This window comes from Allobosea sp. GW821-FHT03A12 (assembly GCF_058986765.1).
In genome coordinates this window covers 712,894-738,250 of the sequence record NZ_JBYSVZ010000004.1, presented here as the reverse complement: position 1 = coordinate 738,250, position 25,357 = coordinate 712,894, and the positions used below count along the sequence as shown (strand labels likewise).

Here is a 25,357-nt window from a genome sequence, read left to right as displayed (position 1 = left end):
ATCAGGAGGTTCACCGATGAAGCTTTCCGCCCCCGTCTATCGCCTGAAGCGCAAGGCCAAGGAATTGGCGCGCAAGGACGACATCCCGCTCCATCTGGCGCTCGACCGCGTCGCCATTGGCGAAGGCTTCGGCACCTGGAGCCTGCTTGCGTCCAAATCCGCTGAGAGCCTCTCCGCCGAGGGGCTGTTGGCCCGCCTGGAGCCGGGCGACCTGCTGCTGATCGGCGCACGGCCTGGGCATGGCAAGACGCTGCTCAGCCTCCAGCTCGCCGTCGAGGCGATGAAGGCCGGCCGCCGTGCAGTGTTCTTCACGCTTGAATATACGGCCAGGGATGTGCTCGGGCGTTTCCGGGTACTCGGCGTCGACCCCGCGCAGTTCGAGGCGCTGTTCTCCTTCGACGATTCGGAGGCGATCAGTGCCGACCACATCATGCAGGCGCTGGTGCAGGCACCGCGCGGCACGCTGGCGATCGTCGATTATCTGCAGCTGCTCGACCAGAAGCGCGGCAATCCCGAGCTCGGCGCCCAGATCCGTGCGCTCAAGGCGTTTGCGGAGGCGAGGGGCGTGATACTGGCCTTCATCTCGCAGATCGACCGTTCCTACGATCCCGCGATGAAACCCTGCCCGGATCTGAGCGATATCCGCCTGCCGAACCCGTTCGATCTCTCGCTGTTCAGCAAGAGCTGCTTCCTGAACGAGGGGGAAGTTCGGTTTCAGGCCGCGGGTTAGGTCCACTCTCAAGGGCTTTCGATCGAGCTGATCGTCATTGCGAAGGGCAAGCGACGAAGCAATCCAGGGGCCGTAGAGCGATACTGGATTGCTTCGCTACGCTCGCAATGACGGCCTGGCGGATCGGATGCCACTCGTTGGAAAGGCGCTCAGCGCGGGCAGCCGCGGGTGCGCTCGGCGCGCTGGATGTCGGCGATGACACGGTGCTGGGTCGCCGAGAGCGGCACGTCCTCGATATTGTCGTACTGGCAGCCGGCATTGCCGAAGGCGCTGATGCCGCGCTGGGTGCGGAAGCAATAGCCCTGCGCCTTGTAGATCTCGTTGCGCTGATACCAGAGGTCCTCGCAGCTCTGGGCCGCCGCGGGCGTGGCGGTCACAAGGAGGGGCAGGGCGATGCCGAGGGCGAGGGCTGGGAGGAGAAATTTCGGCATGACGACCTCTTGCGGTGCGAGCGCTATGTTGTCGCCCCTTGCGGGTGCGACAAGCTTTTTCGCTCCCTGCCATGGCAGGATCACGATCTTGTTGCAGGAGGGCGCGATCGCTCCGCTGGCAAAGCTGTGAATTGACGCTGCCGCGCCCGCGGAGGACAAGAATTGAGGGATTTTTCAGCCTTTCGCCTCCCACATCGAGGCGAGCCGGGCGCCGGCCAAATTGCCGCAGGGATTGCCTGCGGCACTGCGCGCGGGTGCCGTCATCGGGTATGTTTCTCCCGACAAGCAATGGTAGTGCGCGCGAATCGCGCTCTGGAAAGGACCGTCGTCATGATCTTCTCTTCGCTGCGCCGCCTGGCGCTCGCCGGCATCGCCGCCTGCGCGCTCGGCGTCGCTGCCGCGCCGGCACAGGCCCAGTCGCTCTCGGCCGAGCAACGTGCGGCCGTGGTCGAGCTGATCAAGGAGACGCTGCTGAAGAATCCGGAGCTGATCCAGGAGGCCCTGGTCGAGCTGGAGAAGCGCAACCAGGTTGCGCAGGTCGAGGCCCAGCGCAATGCGCTCGCGGCCGAGAAGGCCAGCCTGACCGACCCCGCGACCTCGGTGATCGCCGGCAACCCGCAGGGCGACGTCACCCTGGTCGAGTTCATGGATTACAATTGCGGCTTCTGCAAAAGGGCGATGGAGGATGTCCGCGCCCTCGCCAAGGACGATCCCAAGCTCAAGGTCGTGATCAAGGACTTCCCGATCCTCGGCCCTGACTCGGTCGAAGCGAGCCGCGTCGCCATTGCGGTGAAGAACCAGCTCCAGGGCCAGAAGTACTGGGATTTCCACCTCAAGCTGATGGCGACCAAGGGCCGGGTCAACGGCGCCAAGGCGATGGAGATCGCCAAGGAAGCCGGCGCCGACATCGAGCGCGTCAAGAAGGAGATGGAGGCGCCGGCGACGCGCGCCGTGATCGAGCAGACGGTCGCCCTCGGCGATCGGCTCGGCCTCACGGGCACGCCGGCCTTCATCGTCGGCGACGAGGTGGTGTTCGGCGCTGTCGGCCAGGCGGCGCTGAAGCAGAAGATCGAGGCCGTCCGCAAATGCGGCAAGGCGACCTGCAGCGGCTGACGCCGCCAGTCATAGCGACCACCTGACAAGATGAGGGCGATCCAGCAACCATGCTGGGTTGCCCTTTTTGCTTGGTGAGAGCGGAGAGACCGCGGAGTTAAGCCGCGTTCTTCCTGAACTGCCGGCGATAGCTGGCCGGCGAGATCGAAAACGCCCGGGTGAAATGCTGCCGGAGCGAAACGGCCGAGCCGAAGCCGGCCATCTCCGCGATCTGCTCGATCGAGCAATCGCCGGTTTCGAGCCGCCGCTGCGCCTCGGCGAGGCGGTGGTTCAGCAGCCATTGGACGACGGTCACGCCCGTCTTCTGCTTGAAGCGGCGCGTGAAGCTGCGCAGGCTCATCCCGGCGCGCGCCGCCAGTTGCTCCAGGCCGAGTGGCTGGTTGAGATGCGCGAGCGCCCATTCCAGCGTCGAGGAGAGCTGATCGGGGTTGCCGAAGGCGGGCAGGGGGCTCTCGATATATTGCGCCTGTCCGCCATGGCGGTGAGGCGCAACCACCAATCGCCGGGCGATGCGGTTGGCGATCTCGGCGCCGTGGTCGCGGCGGATCAGATGCAGGCAGCAGTCGATCGCAGCGGCGGTTCCGGCCGAGGTCAGGATGTCGCCATCGTCGACATAGAGGGCGTTGCGATCCAGCGTGACGTCCGGATAGGCCCGTTCGAATTCATCCGCCCAGGCCCAATGCGTCGACGCCGTGCGGCCTTCCAGCAGGCCGGCGCGGGCCAGGACGAAGGTCCCCAGACACAGGCCGACGATTCGGGCGCCGCGCGCATGGGCGGCGCGCAGGGCGTCCAGCAGGATGTCGGAGGGCGGGTCGATCGGATCGCGCCAGGCCGGGACGATCACGGTGTCGGCCTGCGCGAGGGCTTCGAGACCGTGCTGTACGCCGATCTGGAAGCCGGAGATCGTCGGGATCAGCCCAGTGTTCTCGCCGCAGATCAGCAGGCGATAGCGCGGCGCTCCCAGCTTCAGCAGATCGTCGCCGAAGACGATGCAGGGAATCGAGAGATGGAAGGGAATGACCCCCTCATAGGCGAGGACGGCGACGGTGTGCATGGCAAGGCCGGTCATCAGGGCGTTTGGCCGGATCCTATCACATATTGTCTTCCAGGCCACTTTCGCGCAGCCGGCAATCGGTCAGTCTTGGCCGACCACAGACGCGGCGAAGGAGCCAGCCATGACCCAGACCATTCGACAGATGATCGGCGCGAGCGCGCCCGAGAGCCTCGATCCCGCGACGAGCGCCTTGCTGGTGATCGATTTCCAGAAGGAGTATTTCGACGGCAAGATGCCGATCCCGGACGGCGGCAAGGCGTTAGCCAATGCCAGGCGGCTCATCGATAGGGCCGACGCCGCCGGAATCCCGGTCTACCACATCCAGCATGTGACGCCCGCCGGTGCGCCGATCTTCGCCGAAGACGGCGAGACGGTCGCCTTTCATCCGCTGGTCACGCCGGCGCCGCACCATGAGACGGTGCGCAAGAACTCGGTCAGCGTCTTCCCGACAACCAATATCGACGCCCGGCTCAAGGCCCGCGGCGTGAAGACCCTGATCGTCAGCGGGCTGATGACGCATGCCTGTGTTGCAGGCGCGACGCGCGACGCAGTCCCGCTTGGCTACGCTGTCATCGTCGCGGCCGATGCCTGCGCCACGCGCGATATCACCGGGCCGGACGGGGCTGCCGTTCCGCATGCCGAATTGCACCGGTCGTCGCTGGTAGCGCTCGCCGATACCTTCGCCGACGTGCTCGACACGGACGCCATTCTGGCGCTCCCCAGCGCCTGAGAAAGGGGGCCGAGCCCCGTTTCACCTTGGACGGGGCTCCTTTCGCCCTTTTCCTGATGCTCGGTTCCGGGTAAAGACGCGCGACATCGCGAGGCCGCCGGCTTGATCCGGGCGCAGCGCCATCGCATATGCGCATCCTCTTCGGGACCTGCCGTCCCGCCCATCGAGCTCACGAAGACGGTGAAATCCGCCATGGCGACCAAGAGCCCCATCGATCCCGAACTCGTGCGCGAGATGGCGCAACTGATCAACGAGACCGATCTGACCGAGATCGAGGTGCAGAAGGGCGACCTGCGCATCCGCGTCGCCCGCACCATCACCGCCACCGTGATGGCGCCGGTCGCGGCCGCGCCGGCCTTCGCGCCTGCGCCCGTGGTGACTGCGGCGCCTGCCGCTGCCCCGGCCGACGCCAAGGCGGCTGCCGCCCATCCCGGCACGGTCAACTCGCCGATGGTCGGCACCGCCTATCGCCGGCCGTCGCCGGAGGCCAAGCCCTTCATCGAGGTCGGCCAGGAGGTGAAGGTGGGCGAGCGCGTGCTGCTCGTCGAAGCGATGAAGACCTTCAACGACATCGTCGCCCCCCGCGCCGGCAAGGTCGTCGCGATCCTCGTCGAGGACGGCCAGCCGGTCGAATACGGCGAGCCCCTGCTGGTGATCGAGTGAGGATTCATCCGGGCGGGAGCGGGCTCAAGATGTTCGACAAGATCCTGATCGCCAATCGCGGCGAGATCGCTCTGCGGGTGCTGCGGGCCGCCAAGGAACTCGGCATCGCCACCGTCGCGGTGCATTCGACCGCCGACGCCAACGCCATGCATGTGCGCCTCGCCGACGAGAGCGTCTGCATCGGCCCGCCGCCGGCGCGTGAGAGCTATCTCAACATCCCTGCTTTGATCGCCGCCTGCGAGATCACCGGCGCCGATGCGGTCCATCCCGGCTACGGCTTCCTCTCCGAGAACGCCCGCTTCGCCGAGATTCTGGAGCGGCACAACATCGCCTTCATCGGCCCCAAGGCCGAGCACATCCGCAGCATGGGCGACAAGATCGAGGCCAAGCGCACCGCCAAGCGCCTCGGCATCCCCTGCGTGCCGGGCTCTGAGGGCGGCGTCGCCGATGACGAGGAGGCGCTGCGCATCATCAGAGAGATCGGCCTGCCCGTCATCATCAAGGCCGCCTCGGGCGGCGGTGGCAAGGGCATGAAGGTCGTGCGCAGCGAGGACGAGGTGTCCGTCATGCTCGCCACGGCCCGCAGCGAAGCCAAGGCCAATTTCGGCGACGATGCTGTCTACATCGAGAAGTATCTCGAGAAGCCGCGCCATATCGAGATCCAGGTGCTCGGCGACGGCAAGGGCCGGGCGATCCATCTCGGCGAGCGCGACTGCTCGCTGCAGCGCCGCCATCAGAAGGTCTGGGAGGAGGGCCCGTCGCCGGCTCTCAACGCCGGCGAGCGCGACCGGATCGGCGCGATCTGCGCCAAGGCGATGGCCGATATGGGCTATCTCGGCGCCGGCACGATCGAGTTCCTCTACGAGGACGGCGAATTCTACTTCATCGAGATGAACACCCGCATCCAGGTCGAGCATCCGGTCACCGAGATGATAACCGGGATCGACCTGGTCAACGAGCAGATCCGGATCGCTGCCGGCGCGCCGCTCTCGATCAGCCAGAAGGATGTCGTCATCGAGGGCCACGCCATCGAATGCCGCGTCAACGCCGAGCATCCCGCGACCTTCCGGCCTTCGCCCGGCAAGATCGCCTCGTTCCACACGCCGGGCGGACTCGGCGTGCGCGTCGATTCGGCGGCGTATCAGGGCTATGTCATCCCGCCGCATTACGACTCGCTGGTCGGCAAGCTGATCGTGCACGGCCGCAACCGGGCCGAATGCCTGATGCGGCTGCGCCGTTCGCTCGACGAATTCGTCATCGACGGCGTCGACACCACGCTGCCGCTGTTCCGCACGCTGGTGCGCAACCCCGATATCCTGAACGGCGACTACAACATCCACTGGCTGGAGAAATTCCTCGCCAATGGCGGCATGGACCAGCCGGGCGAGGGGTGAGGCCCGGCGTACACCGTCATGCTCGGGCTTGACCCGAGCATCTCAGGCCGGAGGAAGTTCCGACAGTGCCTTCTCGTCAGGAGATTCTCGGGTCTGCGCTTCGCTTTGCCCGAGAATGACGCTTCGGGTTTGACTCAACCGCCCGCCCGCGCTCCCATCGCTGCATGAAGGCCCGTTCCACACCTGCGCGCGCGCCGGCGATCACGCCGGAGATCCTGTTGCGCGCCTATGCGGCCGGCGTCTTCCCGATGGCGGAGAGCGCTGACGATCCCGGCCTGTTCTGGGTCGAGCCGGACATCCGCGGCATTATTCCGCTCGACGCCTTCCATCTGCCGGGCCGCCTGGCGCGCACCGTCCGCTCCGACCGCTTCGAGATCCGGATCGACCACGATTTCGCCCGCGTGATCGCGGCCTGTGCCGAAAGCCGGCCGGACCGGGCCGAGACCTGGATCAACGGCCGCATCCGGGCGCTCTATGGCGAGCTCTTCCATCTCGGCTATGTCCACACCGTCGAATGCTGGCGCGAGGACAGGCTGGTCGGCGGGCTCTATGGCCTGTCGCTGGGCGGTGCCTTCTTCGGCGAAAGCATGTTCCATCGCGAGACCGACGCTTCGAAGGTGGCGCTGGTGCATCTCGTCGCCCGGCTGCGGCGCGGCGGTTACCGGCTGCTCGACACCCAGTTCCAGACCGCGCATCTCTCCCAGTTCGGCACGCGCGAAATCCCGCGCGAGGCCTATCGCGAATTGCTCGACGCCGCGGTCGCGGTCAATGGCGATTGGTGGAGTTGGCCGGCTGGACAGGCGGTCAGTGGCGGCGAAGCGCTCGCGGAGCTCTCCGACTGATCCGATCAGGCGGCAGGTTCGCCCGTCGCCGTCGGCGCGGGCTCCCAGAGCTCGATCGGGTTGCCGTCGGGGTCGTGGATGCGGCAGAAGCGGCCGACCTCCGAATCCCATTCCGGCCGGGTCTCGACGGCGATTCCGGCTGCGCGCAGCGAGGCCATCATCGCATCGAGATCATCGACGCGGAAATTGACCATCCATTGCTGGTTCGGCCGGCCGAAATACTCGGTCGTCGCGGCGAAGGGGCCGAAGATGGTCGGCCCGGCCTCCTGGCTCCAGACCGCCCTGTTCATGTCGGCGATGCCGAGATGACGCTCGTACCAGGCCGCCAAGGCTTGTGGGTCACTGCCGCGGAAGAACAATCCGCCGATGCCGGTGATCCGCGCCATGGTCAGTTCCCGCCGGCCGGATCGCGCCCCGGTGCCGGGTTGGTCGGGAAGAAGCGCTGTGACGGCGTCTGGCGCGGCTGCACCGGCACGCCCTGCGGCGGCGCGACGTCGATGCGCTGGTTCGGCGGCGGGGTCTGCTGGGCCGGACGGGCAGGGCGACGCTGCTCGGGGGTGAGCGGCGGGGGCGGGGCCTCCGGCTCCTTGGGATCGACCACCAGTTCGGTGCCGCCTTTGCAGTCGGTCAGCCAGACATCGTAGATCGCGTGCTCGACGCCGTGCAGGCCGGGGCTCGACGCGTACATCCAGCCGGTGAAGATGCGCCGGTATTCGTTGTTGAAGGTGACCTCGTCGACCTCGGTGAAGGAGGTCGTCTGCGGCGCCTCGGTCGGCGGGCGCGTCCAGCAGACGCGCGGCGTGATCTGCAGCGCGCCGAACTGCACGGTCTCGTCGATCGCCACCTCGAAGGAGATGATCCGCCCGGTGATCTTGTCGAGCCCGGCGAAGACCGCGGTCGGGTTGCGGATGCGGTCGGCCTTGGCGGGGAGGGCCAGTGCGAGCGCCGCGCCGGAGACGGCGGCGAGGGCGAGGATCCTGCGGAGCGAAGGCATGCTGGCTTGCGATTCTCTTCGAGCGGGCCCGAGCCGCGACGGGGCGCAGTAGCACGGCAATCGCAGCGGAAAAAGGGCGGGAAGGCACTCGCGGCCAAGGCTCGCACCGAAAGCTGCCGCGGCCCTCCGTGGCCGGCCATGCGTTTCCCGGGACATTTCCGACATCGAGGTGCATGACAGGCGGGAGTTTCCGCTCTTGCAAACCGTTTGCAACTCGATATCTTGCGAATGGGTTGCAAAAGCAAGATAGGGAATTCGCATGGACGCTCGGGTCGAGAAGATGCCCGCTGGTTGGCGCAGCGAGCGGGGCGAGGCTTCGCTGGCCGACGTCCATCGCTCGATCGCGGTGCGCGGTTCCGGGCCGGGCTGGCGGCGCGCGGCGGCTTTCGTCGGGCCGGGTTATCTCGTCGCCGTCGGCTATATGGATCCCGGCAACTGGGCGACCTCGATCGCCGGCGGCTCGAAGTTCGGCTACACGCTGCTCGTCGTCGCGCTGGTCTCCAACATCATGGCGATCGTGCTGCAGTCGCTCTGCGCGCGGCTCGCGATCGCCTCGGGGCGCGATCTCGCCCAGGCCTGCCGCGACGCCTTCCCCAAGCCCGTCGCCTATGTACTCTGGTTTCTCGCCGAGACCGCCATCATCGCGACCGACATCGCCGAGGTGATCGGCACGGCGATCGGCCTCAACCTGATCTTCGGCATCCCGCTCGAGCTGGGCGTGATCATCACGGCGCTCGATGTCTTCTTGATCCTCTATCTGCAACGGCTCGGCTTCCGCTGGGTCGAGGCGCTGATCATCACCCTGCTCGGCGTGATCGCGGTCTGCTTCGCGATCCAGATCGCGCTCGCCGATCCGAACTGGGGGCAGGTGATCCGCGGCTTTGCGCCGACTACCGAGATCGTCACCAATCCGGAGATGCTGTACCTCGCGCTCGGCATCCTCGGCGCGACCGTAATGCCGCATAACCTCTATTTGCATTCCGGCATCGTGCAGACGCGCGCCTATGGCGAGAGCCTGCCGGAGAAGCGCCAGGCGCTGAAATTCGCCACGATCGATTCGACGGTCGCGCTGATGTTCGCGCTGCTGATCAACGCCTCGATCCTGATCCTGGCGGCGGCCACGTTCTACAAGACCGGCCGGACCGAGGTCGCCGAGCTCGGCGATGCGCACAAGCTGCTCGGTCCGCTGCTGGGTGTGGCGATCGCGCCGACCCTGTTCGGCATCGCGTTGCTCTGCTGCGGCATCAACTCGACGGTGACGGCGACGCTCGCCGGCCAGATCGTGATGGAGGGCTTCCTCAAGATCAAACTGGCGCCCTGGCTGCGTCGGCTGATCACCCGCGGCATCGCCATCATCCCGGCCGCGGCGGTGACGATCTGGTACGGCGATGCCGGCACGGCGCGGCTGCTGATCCTGACCCAGGTCGTGCTCTCGTTGCAGCTCTCCTTCGCCGTCTTCCCGCTGGTGATGTTCACCGCCGACAAGGCCAAGATGGGCGAGCTCGTCGCGCCGCGCTGGCTCATCGCCTTCGCCTATCTGATCGCGGTGGTGATCGCGGCGCTCAACGTCAAGCTGCTGGTCGATTTCGTCGGCGGGGCGGGCTGAAGGACAGCGGCGCGGCTCCACCGGCTGCGCCGCTCCAGACCCAAGGCAAGAGCCGGATCCGATCAGGTTGATTCAACCAGATCGGATCCGGCTTCAATGTGTAGCGCGCCTGGCGCGGAAGCGGGCGATCTTGTCGCGGTTGCCGCAGAGGCTCATCGTGCACCAGCGCCGGGTGTTGTTGCGGCCGCGATCGTAGAAGACGAGCGTGCAATGTTCGGCGGAGCAGCGCTTCAGCCTTGCCGGCTCGGCCTCGCAGACGAAACGCGCGAGATCGAGCGCGATCAATGCCGCGGGCCTGGCGGGATCGAGCGCGAGTCCGAGCACCGGTCCATGCTCGCCACGCTGCAGGACATGGTGGCCGTTGAGGCCGGCTAGCCGCCGATTGACTGACGTCAGAGCCGCATCGGACAGCGGCTGACCTGCCTCGAGCCCCTCGAAGACCGACCGCAGTTCCGCGCGCAGGGCGCGCAGATCGGCCATTGCCTCGCTTGCGTCCCCGGCCGCATCGCCGAGCCCAGCGGCTCTCAGCCAGGCCAGCGCCCGCTCGGGACCATCGATCAGCTCCTCGGGGCCGGTTTCGCTGGCCGGGGTGGTGTTGAGCAGATCCAGCCAGGTCGCGCCGCCGACGAAGGGAAAGCCGTCGCGGAATTCGCTGGAAGCCTCTGTCGTGGATGCCATGTCGGACCTCGGAGGGACATGTCGGTCTGTAACCGCTTATTTATCGATTGACAGGTGTCAAATCAAGTGACACCGTTGAAAGATAGAAACAGAGGTTACGTCTCTCGCAATGACCCGCTCCCTCTGCCGCCTTGCCGCCATCACCCTTGCCGCAGGAGTTCTCACCATGACGTCCGTGACCGCTGCCGAGCCCGTTCCGACCCATTTCCGCACCGCCACGATCGCCGGTACCGAGATCTTCTATCGCGAGGCCGGGCCGCAGGACGCGCCGGCGCTCCTGCTGCTGCACGGCTTCCCAACCTCCTCGCACATGTTTCGCGACCTGATTCCGCGCCTGGCCGGGCAGTACCGAGTGATCGCGCCGGACTATCCCGGCTTCGGCCATAGCGGCGCGCCGTCGCCGGCCGAGTTCGACTATCGCTTCGACCGCCTCGCCGATGTGGTGGAAGCGTTGGTCGATCGGCTCGAGCTGAAGAGCTACGTGCTCTATTTGCAGGACTATGGCGGTCCGGTCGGGTTTCGCCTGGCGCTGCGCCGGCCGGAGCGGGTGCGCGGGCTGATCGTGCAGAACGCGGTCGCCAATGCCGAAGGCTGGAACCCGGAGATCACCGCGCCGATGGGGCCGTTCTGGCGCGAGCGCAACGCCGAGACCGAGAAGCCCTTTGCCGACCTGCTGAAGCCGGAGACGACGCGTTTCCAATACGTCCATGGCGCAACGCGAGCCGAGCGGCTTTCGCCCGATGCCTGGACGATGGACCAGGCCGGGTTGGACAGGCCCGGCAACCGCGAGATCCAGCTGCGGCTGCTGCACGACTATCAGAGCAATTTCGCCGCCTATCCGGCTTGGCAGCGCTACCTCGCCGAACGCCAGCCGCCGATGCTGATCGTCTGGGGCAAGAACGATCCTTTCTTCACGCTCAAGGGGGTCGACTATCTGAAGCAGCAGGTTCCGGGCGCCGAGGTGCACCTGTTCGATGCCGGCCACTTCGCCCTGGAGACGCATGCCGGCGAGATCGCCGAGCACATCCGGACGTTCATGGCGCGATTGCCGGCCGAGTAAGTCGGGCGCTGGGCTCCGGCATCATGATGAGCAGCAGGGCCAATGCGATGCCAGCCGCGATGCCCAGCGTTATGAAGGCGGAGCCATAGCCGTAGCCGACGACGATCGCCCCGGCGACAGAGGTGCTCAGGGCGCCGCCGATGCCCTGAGCTGTCGCGATGGCGCCCTGAGCGACGTTGAAATGGCCGGTGCCAGCGGTGAGATCGGCGACGATGAGCGGAAAGAGCGCACCGAAGATGCCGGCGCCAACACCGTCCAGCAGCTGAACGCCGATCAGCCAGGGCGCCGCATCAGAGAGTGGGTAGAGCAGGCCGCGCAGGCACAGCACCGCCAGCGCGACCGCGAAGATCGGCTTGCGGCCCCAGCGATCGGCCTTCGCGCCGACGACGAGGGCGACCGGGACCATCACCAGCTGGGCCGCGACGATGCAGGCGGACATCATTGTGGTGGCGAGCTCCGGATTGGCCAACGCCAGCTTCTGGCCGACGAGCGGCAGCATTGCCGCATTGGCGAAATGAAAGAGCGTAGTCGACGCAGCGAAGACGAGCAGTGGCGGGCTGGCGAGCAGCACTCCCAAGCCGGACGGGCGCGCCGCATCGGAGCTGCCGGACATATCGTCGAGGCCGCGTGCGACATCGTGATCGATCGCATCGGCGGGCACGCTCAGCGTGGCGACGATGCTGGCTGCTGCCATCGCCGCCATCAGCCAGAAGACTGCGACGGGGCCAAGCCAATAGGCGAGCGCCCCGGCGAGCAGCGCGGCGACAGCATTGCCGGCATGGTTGAAGGCCTCGTTGCGGCCGATCCGCGCTGCGAAGGCCTTCGGCCCGACGATGCCGAGCGTGATCGCAGCGATCGCCGGAGGGAACACTGCGCCGGCGACCCCGGAGATCGCCTGCAGGATCGTGACGGGCACCAGGCCGGGAAAGAGCGGGATGGCGAGCGAGGCTGCCGTGATCGCGACTGCGGCAGCGACGAGGATAGCGCGTTTCGCCCGCACCGTATCGATCAGCGCGCCGGCAGGCGTCTGCGCGATGATGCCGGCGATCCCCGCCGCGGAGAGCGTGAAGCCGATCGAAGCTTCGTCCCAGTGCTGGACCGTCAGCAGGTAGATCGCGAGATAGGGGCCGAGGCCGTCGCGGACATCGGCGAGGAAGAAGTTCAGTGCGTCGAGCGGCCTGCGAGCCGAAGCGGTGCGATCAGGACCCATATCGATCTCTCGGCCGGAATGGCGCGGATCAACGAGCGAGGCTGGGCGCGGTTCCCTTACGTCCGGACACAAAAAAGCCGGCGGTGCGAGGCACCGCCGGCTGATCTCGATTCTCAGTCGCTTGTCAGCGGCCCGGCGTCCAGGGCTGATAGTCGCCGGTTGCGGCCGGGGTCTTGTTCTCGCCCAGCGTCGAGCCGGGCGGGTGATAGGCGAGCGCCGTGCCGGTATGGTTCGGCTGGTGCGGCTTCTGCCACTCGCGCGGAGTGTACTTTTCCTCGGAGGGGGCGACGTCGACGGTGTGGTGCAGCCAGCCGTTCCAGCCCGGCGGGATGGTCGAGGCCTCGATCGGGCCGTTATAGACCACCCAGCGGCGCTGGACGCCGAGCGCCTTGTCTTTCACGCCGCCCTTGGTGCGGTAGTAGACATTGCCGAACTCGTCCTCGCCGACCTTCTCGCCGAAGCGCCAGGTGTGGAACCTCGTGCCGATGGTCTGGCCGTTCCACCAGGTGAAGATCTGGAGCAGGGTCTTGGTCATCGCTTCGCGTCCGCGCAGGCCTTTGGGCCGTCGCGCGACTTATGAAGATGCGGGGGCGCGATGTCCAGTGCGGCCGGGCGCTGCGGGCATTCGCCGTCATGGCGCCGAGGCCACGATCTCGCGCAGAAGGCCGATGAAGTCGCGTGTGCGGGTCCCCTTTCGGCTGCTCCCGGATTCGGCGGTCTGGACCATGACGAGGCGCTTGCCCGGGACGATGGCGAGCAACTGCCCGCCATAGCCGGAGGCGAGCGCCGTACCCTCGCCGGAGCCGTCCTCCGGCAGCGTCCACCACATATAGCCATAGCCGCGCTCCGGCCGATCGGTCATGGCATGGGGCGCTGTCGATTCGTGCACCCAGGTGGCGGGTATGACCTGCCTGCCGTTCCAGCTGCCGCCATTGGCGAAGAGCACGCCGAAACGGGCGAGATCGCGGGCGCTCAGCCGGAACGGATAGGCCGGATGCCGCGAAACTGGCGATTTCGCATAGCGCCCGTCCGCGGTCGAGAAATCCTCCATGCCGATCGGCCCGGCGATGCGGCGGGCAAAGCCCTCGAAAATGTCCTCAGCCGTACGTAGGCGATAGATCGTGCCGAGCGCGTTGAAATCCCAGTTGTTGTAGAACCAGAAGGTGCCGGGCGCGTGGCTGCCGCGGGCCGGGCGCTTCTCCCTGATCTCGGAGGTCTCGTGCGCCGCCGGAAGGTAGATGCCGGAGCGGGCGGTCAGCAGGTCGCGGATCGTCGCGCTCTTCTCCTGTGCGTTCAATCCGGGCGGCTTCTCGTCGATGCCGAGCTCGCCGAGCGTGGCGTCGAGCTTGATGCGCCCATCGGCGACGGCGATGCCGTAGAGGGCGCTGAGCAGGCTCTTACGGACCGAGGCGACGCCGATCTTACGGCTGGGATCGCCGAAGGAGGCGAGGATGGTGCCGTTCTGCACCAGCATCAGGGCGGTCGGCTTGCGCAGCTCTGCATAGTCTCGCAGCGACTGCAGCGCGGTCGCGGTCCAGCCGGCCGAGGCGGGATCGACGGTCTGCCAGTGTAGGCCGGGCTCTGCCCGTGCCGGCAGCACGCAGAGACAGAGCGCGATGATGGCGAGCAAGCGATTCATCGGTCTGGCCTCCGGCGTGCGGGCGCATCAGGCCGAGCCATCCCGGCGACTCTGCGGCACTGGAGCAGACTTAGCGCAAAAGCGAGCGCGCGGTCGGGACGAGACGGGCGATGTCCGGCGCGCGGCCCGTGGCGGGCGCCATCTCGTGCAGGGCCGTTTCGAGCGCCGGTATCGCCTGCGGGACCGCAGGCCTCACCAGCGTGAGCGTCACGCATTCGCCCTCGCGCACGGGCAGGCGCTTGAAGCCGTTCTCGCTGCGATCGCTGATCAGGCTGGCGAGGACCTCGCCGCCTGCGGCGCGTACGGCGTCGGCGATCGCCTTCGCGAGCAGCGCGGCCTCGTCGTCGGCTGCATCCGGCATGAGATGGTGGACGGCGACCAGATAAGTCCGCCCGTCTTCGAGGTCGGCTGTGCCCGGGGGCAACCGCTCGCGTCCGGCAACCGTGAAGCCGGACTCGGCCGTGGCGGGCTTCAGCATCAGCACGTCATGCCATTCCAGCATGGTCTCGTTGGCAGCAGGGCCATGCTGTGCCCAGACCGGGCCGCCATAGAAGGCGGGGAGGGCGCGGGTCCGCGCCGCCTGATCGGCAAAGCCGCGGAACCAGACGAACTGGTCGGGCGCCGCGGGATCGCGGAACTGGCAGAGCACGCTCATCCCGACTGCTTCTTGCGTCTCGACGAGATGGGTGTCGAAGACCTCGATCAGGGCTTCGCGCGCGCCGGGCTTCAAGGTGTAGCGGCGCAGTTCGAACACGGTGTCGGTCATGGCGGCTCTCCCGCTGCCTGGAGCTGCCCCGGCAGCTAGATGGCGGGCGCGACCAATCCCGTCAGCAGCGTCGCTGCGTTCATCGCCACGATTCGGTCATGATTCGGATGGTGCGGGATCGGCGCTCAAGTTGCGTCAGCCGGCCAAGCATCGCGCGGATTCAAGCACTTGTGGCCGCGGCTGCAGAGTGCGCTTCCACTAGTAGGGTTCGCCAGATCCTGTTGATGTCTTGTTAACCATGGTCCGGCGGATTTTAGGGATTTCACACCGGCGAGGATCGTTGCAAGCTCGCAACGGCGCCGCGATTCCGCATGTGATTCCTTGGGCTTAGCGGGTGCCTTGAAACTTATCCCCACGATCCACATCTTCCTACAAGATGTCGTATCCACACCTATCGGCCCGCACTAATCCTTGACGGCGCGACCCAATCGGGACTAAATTTTGACGGTCGCGTGACGGTTGGCGGTGACGCCTTTTTCGACCCGCGAAACGAGTTCCCAGATGGGTCGAGCGATCACCGCGGCGCGCCAGAGATGGCGACGGCGAACGGCGACGTGCGTCTCCGCCTGGCCGCATCAGGACACCGATGGCGGGGCACACCGTCGCGGGATCCAGGGGCATCAAACCGAGTTGGACTGACATCAGGAGCCGGTGATCAACCGGCCGCGCGGAGCGTCGGATACGCCCGCGGCAAGCATTGGGGACGAAGCTTATGCGCATCGAGCGCCGCCATACCACCGCCGGCCAGTCGCCCTATTCGGCGATCCCCTTCCGCTCGGCGGTGAGCGAGATCCGCAATCCCGATGGTTCGATCGTCTTCCGGCTCGAGGGCATCGAGGTGCCCGAGGCCTGGTCGCAGGTCGCGAGCGACGTGCTCGCGCAGAAGTATTTCCGTAAGGCCGGCGTTCCCGCCGCTATGAAGAAGGTCGAGGAGAACGACGTTCCCTCCTTCCTCTGGCGTTCGGTTCCCGATGAGGCGGCGCTTGCGGCGCTGCCGGAAGACAAGCGCTACGGCTCCGAGATCTCGTCCAAGCAGGTCTTCGACCGGCTCGCCGGCTGCTGGACCTATTGGGGCTGGAAGGGCGGCTATTTCTCCTCGGAGGAGGATGCCCACGCCTTCCATGACGAGCTGCGCTTCATGCTGGCCTCGCAGATGGTCGCGCCGAACTCGCCGCAATGGTTCAACACCGGCCTGCACTGGGCCTATGGCATCGACGGGCCGAGCCAGGGCCATTTCTACGTCGACTTCAAGACCGGCAAGCTGGTGAAGTCGAAGTCGAGCTATGAGCACCCGCAGCCGCATGCCTGCTTCATCCAGGGCGTGCAGGACGACCTCGTCAACGAGGGCGGCATCATGGACCTGTGGGTGCGCGAGGCGCGCCTGTTCAAATACGGCTCTGGCACCGGCTCGAACTTCTCGATGCTGCGCGGCGAGGGCGAGAAGCTCGCCGGCGGCGGTCGTTCCTCCGGCCTGATGTCCTTCCTCAAGATCGGTGACCGCGCTGCCGGCGCGATCAAGTCGGGCGGCACCACCCGCCGCGCCGCCAAGATGGTGGTGGTTGATGCCGACCATCCGGACATCGAGGCCTATATCGACTGGAAGGTGAAGGAGGAGCAGAAGGTCGCGGCCCTGGTCGCCGGCTCCAAGACCGTCCAGAAGGCGATGAGGGCGGTGATGAAGGCCTGCGTGAACTGCGAGGCCGCCGACGATGCCTGTTTCGATCCCGAGAAGAACCCGGCGCTGAAGCGCGAGATCAAGCTCGCCCGCAAGGCGATGGTGCCTGACAACTACATCAAGCGCGTCATCCAGTTCGCCAAGCAGGGCTATACCGAGATCCAGTTCGACACCTACGACACCGACTGGGATTCGGAAGCCTATCTCACCGTCTCCGGCCAGAACTCGAACAATTCGGTCTCGCTGACCGACGATTTTCTGCGCGCGGTGGAAACGGATGGGGATTGGAACCTGGTCGGCCGCACCACCGGCAAGGTCACCAAGACCCTGAAGGCGCGCGACCTCTGGGAGAAGATCGGCTACGCCGCCTGGGCCTCGGCCGATCCGGGCCTGCACTTCAACACCACGATGAACGACTGGCACACCAGCCCGGCCTCGGGACGCATCCGCGCCTCGAACCCGTGCTCGGAGTACATGTTCCTCGACGACACCGCCTGCAACCTGGCCTCGGCCAACCTGCTGCAGTTCTATGATCGCGAGGCCAAGGCCTTCGACGTCGCCGGTTACGAGCATCTCTGCCGGCTCTGGACGATCGTGCTCGAGATCTCGGTCGCGATGGCGCAGTTCCCGAGCCGCGAGATCGCCGAGCTCTCCTATGAGTACCGCACGCTCGGCCTCGGCTACGCCAATATCGGCGGCCTGCTGATGACCATGGGCCTCGGCTACGACTCCGACGAGGGCAGGGCGCTCGCCGGCGGCCTGACCGCGATCATGACCGGCGTCGCCTATGCGACCTCGGCCGAGATGGCGGGCGAACTCGGCCCGTTCCCGGGCTACAAGAAGAACGCCAGCCACATGCTGCGCGTCATCCGCAACCACCGCACCGCCGCCCATGGCCTGGCGACGGGCTATGAGGCCCTGCAGGTGACGCCGGTGCCGCTCGACCATGGCACGCTGGAGCGCCTCGGCGGCTCCTCGCTGACGCTGTCGGAGCGGGCCAAGGCGACCTGGGACGATGCGCTCTCGCTCGGCAAGCAGTACGGCTACCGTAACGCCCAGGCGACCGTGATCGCGCCGACCGGCACGATCGGCCTGGTGATGGATTGCGACACCACCGGCATCGAGCCCGATTTCGCGCTGGTGAAGTTCAAGAAGCTCGCCGGTGGCGGCTACTTCAAGATCATCAACCGCGCCGTTCCCGATGCGCTGCGCGCGCTCGGCTATCGCGAGGCCGATATCGCCGAGATCGAGGCCTATGCCGTCGGTCATGGCTCGATGAAGCAGGCGCCCGGCATCAACCCGGGTTCGCTGCGGGCCAAGGGCTTCAGCGACGAGAAGATCGAGGCGGTCGAGAAGGGGCTGAAGAGCGCCTTCGACATCAAGTTCGTCTTCAACAAGTGGACGCTGGGCGAGGATTTCCTCACCGGCACGCTCAAGGTCCCGGCCGAGAAGCTGAACGACATGTCGTTCGAGCTGCTGCCCTTCCTCGGCTTCAGCAAGGCCGAGATCGAGGCCGCCAATGTCCATGTCTGCGGGGCGATGACGCTGGAAGGCGCGCCGCACCTGAAGAAGGAGCACTACAACGTCTTCGACTGCGCCAATCCCTGCGGGCGCATCGGCAAGCGCTATCTCTCGGTCGAGAGCCATATCCGCATGATGGCGGCGGCGCAGCCCTTCATCTCGGGCGCGATCTCCAAGACGATCAACATGCCGAATGACGCCACCGTCGAGGACTGCAAGAGCGCCTATCTGCTCTCCTGGAAGCTGGCGCTCAAGGCGAACGCGCTCTACCGCGACGGCTCGAAGCTGTCGCAGCCGCTGAACTCGGCCCTGATCGCCGACGAGGACGACGACGCCGACGACGCGACCGAGGCGCTCTACCAGCAGCCGCTGGCGGCGCGCGCCACCCAGATCGCCGAGAAGATCGTCGAACGCGTGGTCGAGCGTGTCGAGCGCGTCCGCGAGCGTGAGAAGATGCCGGCGCGGCGCACCGGCTACATCCAGAAGGCGGTGGTCGGCGGCCACAAGGTCTATGTCCACACCGGCGAATATGCCGATGGCCGCCTCGGCGAGATCTTCATCGACATGCACAAGGAGGGCGCGGCCTTCCGGGCGATGATGAACAACTTCGCCATCGCGGTCTCGCTCGGCCTGCAATACGGCGTGCCGCTGGAGGAGTATGTCGAGGCCTTCACCTTCACCCGCTTCGAGCCCTCGGGCTTCGTGCAGGGCAACCAGTCGATCAAGAACGCGACCTCGATCCTCGACTATGTCTTCCGCGAGCTGGCGATCTCCTATCTCGGCCGGCACGACCTCGCCCATGTCGATCCCAGCGAGATCGGCCATGACGTGATGGGCAGCGGCGTCGACCAGGGCCGGGCGCCGGATGCAGCCGGGCCGATCACCTCGACCCCGCTGGCCTCCTCGGGCTTCCGCCGCGGCAAGCCGATCAACCTGCTCGCCATCCAGGGCGGGGCGGCGGCCAATGACGCGGTCGCCCGCTCGACGAGCAGCGCAACCGGCCTCGCCACCGCCGGCGCGACCGCGCTGAAAGAGGAGCCGGAGGAATTCGGAGAGGTTGAGATGAGCAAGCTCGGCTTTGCCGCGCCGGCCGCCCAGCCGACGGCGTCCGAGCGCCGGGCCGAGGCGATCATGAAGGGCTATGTCGGCGACAGCTGCGGCGAGTGCGGCAACTTCACGCTGGTCCGGAACGGCACCTGCCTGAAGTGCAACACGTGCGGCTCGACGACCGGGTGCAGTTGATTATTCCATCCGTTCCGACTGTCGGCGAATTCGGCCAACGGGCATATGTAACGACGATCTGTAGAGTATTTTGCATCGATGGATTTTGCAGGTTGACGGATCGGTTATCGCCACTCGCTCTGGTCTGAGCGAGTGGCGACAGCTCAATCGGTAAGAAATGACGCTGCAATCCACCTCGCGAAGTCTGCTTCGGGCAGACCTCCGCCTCCTGCTAGTGGCGCCTTGGGAAGCGTTCGCTCTCAGCGGCTGGGGTCGTCCGACCGTTTCTGCAGATGGAACAGATAGGCACAGAACATGTCAGCGAGGCCGCCAGCATAGGCCAGAATCTCGGCATCGGTTCTTGCCGTTTCAGAGAAATTCTTGCCCACGGCGCTCATCGTTGCGGTGATCAGGTCACCGGCGAGCGCGCGCTCGCTGGCCGAAGCGACTGGCAATGCCTCCTCCATGAACCTTTTGAACAGGCGGGTACCGGCGGCGCGAGCCGCTTGTGCCTCGGGCGTGTCGCGGTAGAGCGGGGCCGCGTCATTGAGGGCGATGCGCACGGCAGCTTCCTCGCATTCGGAGCGGATGAAGGCATGCACGAGCGTGCGTAGCCGGGCGAGTGGGGGTTGCGCCGCGTCGCTGAGGATTCCGGTTAGCATCGCATGGGTTTGCCGCCATTCATCGCTTTGCAGCCGGAACAGGATGGCCGCCTTGTTCGGGAAGTATTGGTAAAGGGAGCCGACACTGACGCCGGCCTTCTCGGCGACGCGCGCTGTGGTGAAACGTTGCGCGCCCTCCCGCGCCAGAACCTGAACAGCTGCCTCCAGAATCGCCGACACCAGTTCCGCCGAGCGGGCCTGCTGCGGCGCTTTTCGTGAGGAAATTCGGGAGGTTGGCCGGCCGGCCATGATGCGCTCCAGCAATACGAATAGGAAACACGACGAATTATTCGTATTTTCTGCTCCGAGACAAGCACCAGCCCTCTTCCGCTCGGAGATGCCCTATGACGACCCTGGCCACCGCGCCGCTCGCGCCCCTTCTCGATCATCTGTTCGCACAGGCGAATGCCGCTCCCAGCTCTGCGTTTGCAGGCTTCTCGCGCGAGGAGCGAGACCGGCTGATGCGCAGCAAGACCGAATATCTCGACCTCTACGGCCGCCTGAAGGATCTCTGGCTGCCGGTTTCGCGGGAGACAGGCGTGCTGCTCTACATGCTGGCGCGAAGCAGCCGAGCACGGACGATCGTCGAGTTCGGAACTTCCTTCGGCATCTCGACCCTGCACCTCGCCGCCGCTCTGCGCGACAATGGTGGGGGACACCTGATCACCACCGAATTCGAACTCTCCAAGGTGGCGCAGGCTCGCAAGCACTTGGACGCTGGTGGCCTTGCCGACCTCGTCGAGATCAGAGCGGGCGATGCATTGAAGACGCTCGCTGCCGATCTCCCTAAACAGGTCGATCTGCTGCTGCTCGACGGCGCTAAGCCGCTCTACCCAGATATCCTCGATCTGGTCGAAGGCAGCCTTCGTCCTGGCTCGCTTATCGTCGCGGACAATGCCGATGATAGCCCGGACTACCTTCGGCGGGTGCGGGAGCGCGACAGCGGATACCTGTCCGTCCCCTTCGCTGAAGACGTCGAATTGTCGATGCGCATCGACTGATCTGCTGGGACATCGATCATGCGTGTTTTCGCAACGGGAGAGACCGGCTGAGTCGGCTCCGCCGTCGTCATCGTCCTCCTTGGCACTGGGCACCGCCCGACCGGGGTCGTTTGTTTCGGTGAGAAAGCGAAAGCGTATAAGGCTTTGAAAGGAAACGTGAAGCGTGGCGACCCGGCGTTGTTTAGATGTCGTATCGCGCCACGCGCTCACTAGCCGCGGAAATCGTCCGAGAACAGGCCGCGCTCGGCCGTCAAGGCTGACGATGCGCCCCGCGCCGGTCAGTCCCAGCGATCCCAGTAAGGCGGGTCGCCGAAGCTGCGGCGCAGGCTGTCGGCCAGAGCGCGGATCTTCGCCGAGGCGCCGTGATCGCGGGCATAGGTGATGAACAGCTCCGCGCCTTCGCTTTCGGCGCCGACATCGAGCGGAACCAGCGCGCCGCTCTTGATGCTCCCGTGCAGCAGGAAGGTCGGCAGCAGCGCAATCCCCAGGCCCGCGGCGGCTGCATCGCGCATGACGAGGCCGTTGTTGACCCGCAGCGCGGCCTTCGGCCTGATGACCGACCAGCCATGCCCCGTCGCGAACCGCCAGTCGCCCTCGCGGTTCGCATAGAGGACGCCGCGATGCTGGGCGAGCTCGGCGAGCGAGCGCGGATTGCCGTGCTCTGCCAGATAGGCCGGGGACGCCACCAGCAAGCGGCGGCTGACCGCGAGGCGCCTGGCGATCTGCCTGGTGTCGCCGACGGCGCCGTGCCGGAGCACTGCGTCGAAGCCTTCGGCCATCGCGTCGACGAAACGATCGTCGAGCTCCAGCGAGACGTCGATCTCGCGATGCTGCGCGATGAACGTATTCAAGGCGGGGCCGAGATGGAGGATGCCGAAGCTGACCGGCGCCGATAGCCGCAGCGGGCCCGCCAATGTCCCGCTGCGTGCGGCGAGTTCGGCCGAAGCCTCCTCGGCCTCGCGCAGGATGCGCTGGGCCCGCGGCAGGAACATGTGCCCGCCTTCGGTCAGCGAGAGCTTGCGGGTCGTGCGCTGGATCAGCCGGTTGCCGAGGGAGCGCTCGAGCTCGGCCAGGCGCTCGCTGACGACGGATTTGGCCAGGCCGAGGCGCCGCGACGCCGCGCTGATCGAGCCGGCTTCTGCCGTGGCGACGAAAGCGGCGATCCCGTCGAATTTCATCGTTCGGAAAATCCGGCGTCAAATTTCGGGGTTATCCGGCTAGTTCGAACAATACCTTCAGCGCATCTATCGGTCCAGAAAGCACGGGAGCCGTGCCGCAGGTCTGGAGACAGGATGATGACTGATTTCACCGGAAAGAATGTTCTCGTTCTCGGCGGCAGCCGGGGGATCGGGGCCGCGATCGTGCGGCGCTTCGCCAGGGGCGGCGGCAAGGTCGCCTTCACCTATGCCGGCTCGAAGGATGCGGCCGACGCGCTGGCGTCCGAGACGGGTGCCGAGGCGATCCGGGCCGATAGCGCCAATCGGGCCGAGCTGACCGCGACGGTCGCCGGCCGCGGCGCGCTGGACGTGATCGTCATCAATGCCGGCACGCTGGTGCTGGGCGATCCCCTGACCCTCGATGCCGACAGCGTCGACCGGATGATCGACGTCAATGTCCGGGCGCCCTATCACGCCTCGGTCGAGGCGGCCCGGACGATGAACGACAATGGCCGGATCATCGTGATCGGATCGGTCAATGCCGACCGCATGCCGTTCGCGGGCGGCGCCGCCTATGCCCTGACCAAGTCGGCGATGCAGGGGATGGTGCGCGGCCTTGCCCGCGATCTCGGCGAGCGCGGCATCACCGTGAACAGCATCCAGCCCGGCCCGACCGACAGCGACATGAACCCGGCCGAAGGGCCGATGGCGGCGACGATGCACAGCTTCATGGCGATCAAGCGCCATGCCCGGGCCGATGAGGTCTCCGAGCTCGCGGCCTATGTCGCCGGCCCCCATGGCGCGATGATCACGGGCTCGATGCAGACCATCGATGGCGGTTTCGGAGCGTGAGCGACCGAGCCTTGCATTGAAGCGGAATCGGGCCAATCCAATAGAGAGGTCATATCGACGCGCAGTGTCTGATCGGCGCTTTGCTGCGAGCTGACGGTCGCCACAGCGCAAAGGTGTCAGGCTCAGATGGACCGCTTCGATGCGATGCAGGTTTTGCTGGCGGTGGTCGACGCGGGCAGCTTGTCGGCCGGCAGCCGCAAGCTGAACGCGCCGCTGCCGAGCGTCAGCCGGAAAGTCGCGGAGCTCGAACGCCATCTCGGCACGCGGCTCCTGGTCCGGACCAGCCGCAATATCCAGCTCACCGATGCAGGCCGCGACTATGTCGATGCCGCCCGCCAGATCATGGCGCAGCTCGACGATGCCGAGCAGCGGGCTTCGGGCGAATACGAGACACCGCGGGGCGTCCTGACGGTGACCATGCCGATCTCGTTCGGCCATGACCACATCCTGCCGCTCGCCTATGATTTCCTCGGCGAGCACCCGGAGATCACGCTGAACGTGCTTTGCCTCGACCGCGCCGTGAGCCTGGTCGACGAGCATGTCGATGTCGGCATCCGGCTGGGCGAGCTTGCCGACAGCGCGCTGCATGCGGTCAAGCTCGGTGAGTTCGGCTTCGTGACCTGCGCCAGCCCGGACTATCTGAAACGCAAGGGCCATCCGGCGCGGCCGGAAGACCTCGCCGGCCATGACGGCGTGGTTTTCGGGCATATCACCCAGCCGGGCTGGACCTATCACGAGGACGGTCTGAAGGTTGACGCGCAGCCGGATGTCCGGGTCCGGGCGAACACGGCGACCGCAGCCCTTGCCGCCGCCTTGCGCGGGACCGGCATCATCCGGGCTCCTCGCTATCAGGTCGCAAGGGAGCTACGCTCGGGCGCCCTGGTCTCGCTGCTCGACGCCTATGAGAAGCGGCTCTTCCCGGTCCACCTGATCTATGCGCGTCAGGGCCTGTTGCCGCTCAAGGTGCGGGTGTTCATCGACTGGATGGTGCCGCGGTTGCGGCAGGCCCTGAAGGAGCTTGCCGCGTCCCCGCAGGATGACTGATCGGGCGCGCTCAGTCGCTCAGCCTGCCGGCCGGCGGTAGACGACCAGCCTGGCGGTCAGGATCTGCAGGACCTCGCCGCGCTGGTTCAGCGTCCTGCTGACGATGGTGGCGATGCCGCGATCGGGGCGCGAGCGCGAGGGGACGACCTCCTTCACCTCGCTTTCGACATGGAGGATGTCGCCCGGGCGTGTCGGGGCCGGCCATTGGATCTCGCCGCCGGCGCCGATGATGCCGTTGGCGAGCGGCAGGCCGGCCTCGACGTTCAGGCGCATGGTGATCGCGGCGGTGTGCCAGCCGCTGGCGGCGAGGCCGCCGAACAGCGTGCCTTTCGCCGCCTCATGGTCGAGATGGAACGGCTGCGGATCGAAGGCGCTGGCGAAAGCCTTGATCTGCGCCTCGTCGAGCGCGTGCGAGCCGCTGACGAATGTCTGCCCCGCGTGGAGATCCTCGAGATAGAACTTGGTCATTGTTCAAACACCTCGTCCTCGATGCCATCGTCGCCTGGCCGGGCGGTCAGGCCGCGTTGCGATAGCGGGGGGCGGGGTGGGCGGTCGAGAGCTTGCCGATCATCGTTTGCCGAGCGGCTTCGTAGGCATCGTAGAGCGTGTCGTCCTGCAGGGAGGGGATCGAGGCGAACTCGCCGCGGTCGAGCCCGACGAGCGCGGCATCGACGAGATCCTCGCTGCGCATCACGATCTCGGTCGGGAGATGTTCGACCGGCCGGCCCGCGATCGCCCAGAAGTCGGTGGCGGTTGCGCCGGGAAGGACGACCTGCACGGTGACGCCAGTGCCGGCGAGCTCGTGCTGCAGGTTCTGGCTGAAGGCGAGGACGAAGGCCTTGCTGCCGCCGTAGACGCCGTTCAGCAGCTCCGGGTTGATGGCCACGACCGAGGCGATGTTGACGATCATGCCGGCGCCGCGTCCGATGAACTGCGGAACGATCGCATAGGTCAGGCGGGTGAGGGCGGTGACGTTCAGCGCGATCAGCGACGTCATCTGGTCGACATCGGAGTCGACGAGCGTCAGCGCGCCGCCGAGGCCGGCATTGTTGACCAGCAGGGTGATGTCCGGGGTTTCCCGCAGGAAGGCCTCGACACGGGCGAGATCCGACGCGTCGGCCAGATCCGCCGGCAGGATGTCGACCTTGCGCCCGGTCTTCGCGCTGATCCGGCTGGCGACGTCCGCCAGCTTGTCGGCACTGCGCGCGACCAGAACGAGATCATAACCCCGTTCGGCAAGGCGGTCGGCATAGACCGCCCCGATGCCGCTCGATGCGCCGGTGACGACGGCAGTTCCCAATACGTCCGACATGT

25 protein-coding genes are annotated in these 25,357 nt (G+C 66.5%); 12 read left to right on the top strand and 13 right to left on the bottom strand.

Annotated features, from left to right (window positions below; translation table 11 throughout):
- Nucleotides 1-16 precede the first annotated feature (16 nt).
- Entirely contained in the window at nt 17-730 is a 714-nt protein-coding gene (locus AC3WLC_RS17725; protein WP_493685214.1) for a DNA helicase, read from the top strand.
- 149 nt (nt 731-879) lie between these two features.
- Here the strand turns inward: AC3WLC_RS17725 and AC3WLC_RS17720 are convergent, their stop codons facing one another.
- Nucleotides 880-1,161, bottom strand: a complete 282-nt coding sequence (locus AC3WLC_RS17720) for a YARHG domain-containing protein (RefSeq protein WP_493685213.1) — start codon at nt 1,159-1,161, stop codon at nt 880-882.
- Nucleotides 1,162-1,491: 330 nt separating this feature from the next.
- On the opposite strand from AC3WLC_RS17720, the gene AC3WLC_RS17715 reads away from it, so the two are divergent.
- Complete coding sequence (locus tag AC3WLC_RS17715; protein WP_493685212.1) at nt 1,492-2,274, top strand: DsbA family protein; 783 nt, start codon at nt 1,492-1,494, stop codon at nt 2,272-2,274.
- Nucleotides 2,275-2,371: 97 nt separating this feature from the next.
- On the opposite strand, the gene AC3WLC_RS17710 is transcribed toward AC3WLC_RS17715, so the two are convergent.
- Nucleotides 2,372-3,343 (bottom strand): GlxA family transcriptional regulator, encoded by a 972-nt coding sequence (locus tag AC3WLC_RS17710; RefSeq protein WP_493685211.1) that lies wholly within the window; start codon nt 3,341-3,343, stop codon nt 2,372-2,374.
- On the opposite strand from AC3WLC_RS17710, the gene AC3WLC_RS17705 reads away from it, so the two are divergent.
- The 4 genes from AC3WLC_RS17705 (at nt 3,327) to aat (ending at nt 6,957) form a co-directional block, all read left to right on the top strand.
- Complete coding sequence (locus AC3WLC_RS17705; protein WP_493685210.1) at nt 3,327-4,058, top strand: cysteine hydrolase family protein; 732 nt, start codon at nt 3,327-3,329, stop codon at nt 4,056-4,058. The two genes, AC3WLC_RS17710 and AC3WLC_RS17705, sit on opposite strands and share 17 nt — an antisense overlap.
- A gap of 192 nt (nt 4,059-4,250) precedes the next feature.
- Nucleotides 4,251-4,721 (top strand): acetyl-CoA carboxylase biotin carboxyl carrier protein, encoded by a 471-nt coding sequence (gene accB / locus AC3WLC_RS17700; RefSeq protein ID WP_493685209.1) that lies wholly within the window; start codon nt 4,251-4,253, stop codon nt 4,719-4,721.
- A gap of 29 nt (nt 4,722-4,750) precedes the next feature.
- Nucleotides 4,751-6,115, top strand: a complete 1,365-nt coding sequence (accC, locus tag AC3WLC_RS17695) for an acetyl-CoA carboxylase biotin carboxylase subunit (protein ID WP_493685208.1) — start codon at nt 4,751-4,753, stop codon at nt 6,113-6,115.
- A 164-nt stretch (nt 6,116-6,279) separates the two neighbouring features.
- Entirely contained in the window at nt 6,280-6,957 is a 678-nt protein-coding gene (aat, locus tag AC3WLC_RS17690) for a leucyl/phenylalanyl-tRNA--protein transferase (protein ID WP_493685207.1), read from the top strand.
- Between the two features lie 5 nt (nt 6,958-6,962).
- Here the strand turns inward: aat and AC3WLC_RS17685 are convergent, their stop codons facing one another.
- Together AC3WLC_RS17685 and AC3WLC_RS17680 are read right to left on the bottom strand one after the other, a co-directional pair.
- A complete protein-coding gene (locus AC3WLC_RS17685; RefSeq protein WP_493685206.1) occupies nt 6,963-7,343 on the bottom strand; it encodes a VOC family protein in 381 nt (126 codons plus the stop codon).
- A gap of 2 nt (nt 7,344-7,345) precedes the next feature.
- Entirely contained in the window at nt 7,346-7,951 is a 606-nt protein-coding gene (locus AC3WLC_RS17680; protein ID WP_493685205.1) for a DUF2155 domain-containing protein, read from the bottom strand.
- 259 nt (nt 7,952-8,210) lie between these two features.
- Here AC3WLC_RS17680 and AC3WLC_RS17675 point away from each other — a divergent pair, with 259 nt between their 5' ends.
- Complete coding sequence (locus AC3WLC_RS17675; RefSeq protein WP_493685204.1) at nt 8,211-9,557, top strand: Nramp family divalent metal transporter; 1,347 nt, start codon at nt 8,211-8,213, stop codon at nt 9,555-9,557.
- A gap of 93 nt (nt 9,558-9,650) precedes the next feature.
- On the opposite strand, the gene AC3WLC_RS17670 is transcribed toward AC3WLC_RS17675, so the two are convergent.
- A complete protein-coding gene (locus tag AC3WLC_RS17670; protein WP_493685203.1) occupies nt 9,651-10,235 on the bottom strand; it encodes a CGNR zinc finger domain-containing protein in 585 nt (194 codons plus the stop codon).
- A 166-nt stretch (nt 10,236-10,401) separates the two neighbouring features.
- Here AC3WLC_RS17670 and AC3WLC_RS17665 point away from each other — a divergent pair, with 166 nt between their 5' ends.
- Complete coding sequence (locus AC3WLC_RS17665) at nt 10,402-11,295, top strand: alpha/beta fold hydrolase (protein ID WP_493685202.1); 894 nt, start codon at nt 10,402-10,404, stop codon at nt 11,293-11,295.
- Here the strand turns inward: AC3WLC_RS17665 and AC3WLC_RS17660 are convergent.
- From AC3WLC_RS17660 to AC3WLC_RS17645, 4 genes are all read right to left on the bottom strand, one after another.
- Entirely contained in the window at nt 11,270-12,505 is a 1,236-nt protein-coding gene (locus tag AC3WLC_RS17660) for an MFS transporter (RefSeq protein WP_493685201.1), read from the bottom strand. The two genes, AC3WLC_RS17665 and AC3WLC_RS17660, sit on opposite strands and share 26 nt — an antisense overlap.
- Before the next feature lie 124 nt (nt 12,506-12,629).
- Complete coding sequence (locus AC3WLC_RS17655) at nt 12,630-13,040, bottom strand: NADH:ubiquinone oxidoreductase subunit NDUFA12 (RefSeq protein WP_493685200.1); 411 nt, start codon at nt 13,038-13,040, stop codon at nt 12,630-12,632.
- A gap of 96 nt (nt 13,041-13,136) precedes the next feature.
- On the bottom strand, nt 13,137-14,144 hold the full coding sequence (locus tag AC3WLC_RS17650) for a serine hydrolase domain-containing protein (protein WP_493685199.1): 1,008 nt from the start codon (nt 14,142-14,144) through the stop codon (nt 13,137-13,139).
- Between the two features lie 70 nt (nt 14,145-14,214).
- On the bottom strand, nt 14,215-14,910 hold the full coding sequence (locus tag AC3WLC_RS17645) for an NIPSNAP family protein (RefSeq protein ID WP_493685198.1): 696 nt from the start codon (nt 14,908-14,910) through the stop codon (nt 14,215-14,217).
- 712 nt (nt 14,911-15,622) lie between these two features.
- On the opposite strand from AC3WLC_RS17645, the gene AC3WLC_RS17640 reads away from it, so the two are divergent.
- Nucleotides 15,623-19,348 (top strand): vitamin B12-dependent ribonucleotide reductase, encoded by a 3,726-nt coding sequence (locus tag AC3WLC_RS17640; RefSeq protein WP_493685197.1) that lies wholly within the window; start codon nt 15,623-15,625, stop codon nt 19,346-19,348.
- 239 nt (nt 19,349-19,587) lie between these two features.
- Here the strand turns inward: AC3WLC_RS17640 and AC3WLC_RS17635 are convergent, their stop codons facing one another.
- Nucleotides 19,588-20,238, bottom strand: coding sequence for a TetR/AcrR family transcriptional regulator (locus AC3WLC_RS17635; protein ID WP_493685196.1), 651 nt, complete (start codon nt 20,236-20,238; stop codon nt 19,588-19,590).
- A 95-nt stretch (nt 20,239-20,333) separates the two neighbouring features.
- Between AC3WLC_RS17635 and AC3WLC_RS17630 the strand changes: the two genes are divergently transcribed.
- Nucleotides 20,334-20,990, top strand: a complete 657-nt coding sequence (locus AC3WLC_RS17630; RefSeq protein WP_493685195.1) for an O-methyltransferase — start codon at nt 20,334-20,336, stop codon at nt 20,988-20,990.
- A 278-nt stretch (nt 20,991-21,268) separates the two neighbouring features.
- Here the strand turns inward: AC3WLC_RS17630 and AC3WLC_RS17625 are convergent, their stop codons facing one another.
- The gene (locus AC3WLC_RS17625; RefSeq protein WP_493685194.1) at nt 21,269-22,168 is read right to left on the bottom strand and encodes a LysR family transcriptional regulator; all 900 of its coding nucleotides are present in this window, start codon (nt 22,166-22,168) and stop codon (nt 21,269-21,271) included.
- A gap of 117 nt (nt 22,169-22,285) precedes the next feature.
- Between AC3WLC_RS17625 and bdcA the strand changes: the two genes are divergently transcribed.
- Both bdcA and AC3WLC_RS17615 read left to right on the top strand, forming a co-directional pair.
- Nucleotides 22,286-22,999, top strand: a complete 714-nt coding sequence (bdcA, locus tag AC3WLC_RS17620; protein WP_493685193.1) for an SDR family oxidoreductase — start codon at nt 22,286-22,288, stop codon at nt 22,997-22,999.
- 126 nt (nt 23,000-23,125) lie between these two features.
- A complete protein-coding gene (locus AC3WLC_RS17615) occupies nt 23,126-24,043 on the top strand; it encodes a LysR family transcriptional regulator (RefSeq protein ID WP_493685192.1) in 918 nt (305 codons plus the stop codon).
- An 18-nt stretch (nt 24,044-24,061) separates the two neighbouring features.
- Here the strand turns inward: AC3WLC_RS17615 and AC3WLC_RS17610 are convergent, their stop codons facing one another.
- Both AC3WLC_RS17610 and AC3WLC_RS17605 read right to left on the bottom strand, forming a co-directional pair.
- A complete protein-coding gene (locus AC3WLC_RS17610; RefSeq protein WP_493685191.1) occupies nt 24,062-24,511 on the bottom strand; it encodes a MaoC family dehydratase in 450 nt (149 codons plus the stop codon).
- 46 nt (nt 24,512-24,557) lie between these two features.
- Nucleotides 24,558-25,355 carry an SDR family NAD(P)-dependent oxidoreductase gene (locus AC3WLC_RS17605; protein ID WP_493685190.1) on the bottom strand — a complete coding sequence of 266 codons (798 nt, stop codon included), beginning with the start codon at nt 25,353-25,355 and terminating at the stop codon, nt 24,558-24,560.
- Between the last annotated feature and the right edge of the window lie 2 nt (nt 25,356-25,357).

What these genes read in the sequence shown, in the direction of transcription:
- AC3WLC_RS17725 (WP_493685214.1), top strand. Translation starts at nt 17, where the DNA reads ATGAAGCTTTCCGCCCCCGTCTATCGCCTGAAGCGCAAGGCCAAGGAA.
- AC3WLC_RS17720 (WP_493685213.1), bottom strand. Translation starts at nt 1,161, where the DNA reads ATGCCGAAATTTCTCCTCCCAGCCCTCGCCCTCGGCATCGCCCTGCCC.
- AC3WLC_RS17715 (WP_493685212.1), top strand. Translation starts at nt 1,492, where the DNA reads ATGATCTTCTCTTCGCTGCGCCGCCTGGCGCTCGCCGGCATCGCCGCC.
- AC3WLC_RS17705 (WP_493685210.1), top strand. Translation starts at nt 3,327, where the DNA reads ATGGCAAGGCCGGTCATCAGGGCGTTTGGCCGGATCCTATCACATATT.
- AC3WLC_RS17710 (WP_493685211.1), bottom strand. Translation starts at nt 3,343, where the DNA reads ATGACCGGCCTTGCCATGCACACCGTCGCCGTCCTCGCCTATGAGGGG.
- accB (WP_493685209.1), top strand. Translation starts at nt 4,251, where the DNA reads ATGGCGACCAAGAGCCCCATCGATCCCGAACTCGTGCGCGAGATGGCG.
- accC (WP_493685208.1), top strand. Translation starts at nt 4,751, where the DNA reads ATGTTCGACAAGATCCTGATCGCCAATCGCGGCGAGATCGCTCTGCGG.
- aat (WP_493685207.1), top strand. Translation starts at nt 6,280, where the DNA reads ATGAAGGCCCGTTCCACACCTGCGCGCGCGCCGGCGATCACGCCGGAG.
- AC3WLC_RS17685 (WP_493685206.1), bottom strand. Translation starts at nt 7,343, where the DNA reads ATGGCGCGGATCACCGGCATCGGCGGATTGTTCTTCCGCGGCAGTGAC.
- AC3WLC_RS17680 (WP_493685205.1), bottom strand. Translation starts at nt 7,951, where the DNA reads ATGCCTTCGCTCCGCAGGATCCTCGCCCTCGCCGCCGTCTCCGGCGCG.
- AC3WLC_RS17675 (WP_493685204.1), top strand. Translation starts at nt 8,211, where the DNA reads ATGGACGCTCGGGTCGAGAAGATGCCCGCTGGTTGGCGCAGCGAGCGG.
- AC3WLC_RS17670 (WP_493685203.1), bottom strand. Translation starts at nt 10,235, where the DNA reads ATGGCATCCACGACAGAGGCTTCCAGCGAATTCCGCGACGGCTTTCCC.
- AC3WLC_RS17665 (WP_493685202.1), top strand. Translation starts at nt 10,402, where the DNA reads ATGACGTCCGTGACCGCTGCCGAGCCCGTTCCGACCCATTTCCGCACC.
- AC3WLC_RS17660 (WP_493685201.1), bottom strand. Translation starts at nt 12,505, where the DNA reads ATGGGTCCTGATCGCACCGCTTCGGCTCGCAGGCCGCTCGACGCACTG.
- AC3WLC_RS17655 (WP_493685200.1), bottom strand. Translation starts at nt 13,040, where the DNA reads ATGACCAAGACCCTGCTCCAGATCTTCACCTGGTGGAACGGCCAGACC.
- AC3WLC_RS17650 (WP_493685199.1), bottom strand. Translation starts at nt 14,144, where the DNA reads ATGAATCGCTTGCTCGCCATCATCGCGCTCTGTCTCTGCGTGCTGCCG.
- AC3WLC_RS17645 (WP_493685198.1), bottom strand. Translation starts at nt 14,910, where the DNA reads ATGACCGACACCGTGTTCGAACTGCGCCGCTACACCTTGAAGCCCGGC.
- AC3WLC_RS17640 (WP_493685197.1), top strand. Translation starts at nt 15,623, where the DNA reads ATGCGCATCGAGCGCCGCCATACCACCGCCGGCCAGTCGCCCTATTCG.
- AC3WLC_RS17635 (WP_493685196.1), bottom strand. Translation starts at nt 20,238, where the DNA reads ATGGCCGGCCGGCCAACCTCCCGAATTTCCTCACGAAAAGCGCCGCAG.
- AC3WLC_RS17630 (WP_493685195.1), top strand. Translation starts at nt 20,334, where the DNA reads ATGACGACCCTGGCCACCGCGCCGCTCGCGCCCCTTCTCGATCATCTG.
- AC3WLC_RS17625 (WP_493685194.1), bottom strand. Translation starts at nt 22,168, where the DNA reads ATGAAATTCGACGGGATCGCCGCTTTCGTCGCCACGGCAGAAGCCGGC.
- bdcA (WP_493685193.1), top strand. Translation starts at nt 22,286, where the DNA reads ATGACTGATTTCACCGGAAAGAATGTTCTCGTTCTCGGCGGCAGCCGG.
- AC3WLC_RS17615 (WP_493685192.1), top strand. Translation starts at nt 23,126, where the DNA reads ATGGACCGCTTCGATGCGATGCAGGTTTTGCTGGCGGTGGTCGACGCG.
- AC3WLC_RS17610 (WP_493685191.1), bottom strand. Translation starts at nt 24,511, where the DNA reads ATGACCAAGTTCTATCTCGAGGATCTCCACGCGGGGCAGACATTCGTC.
- AC3WLC_RS17605 (WP_493685190.1), bottom strand. Translation starts at nt 25,355, where the DNA reads ATGTCGGACGTATTGGGAACTGCCGTCGTCACCGGCGCATCGAGCGGC.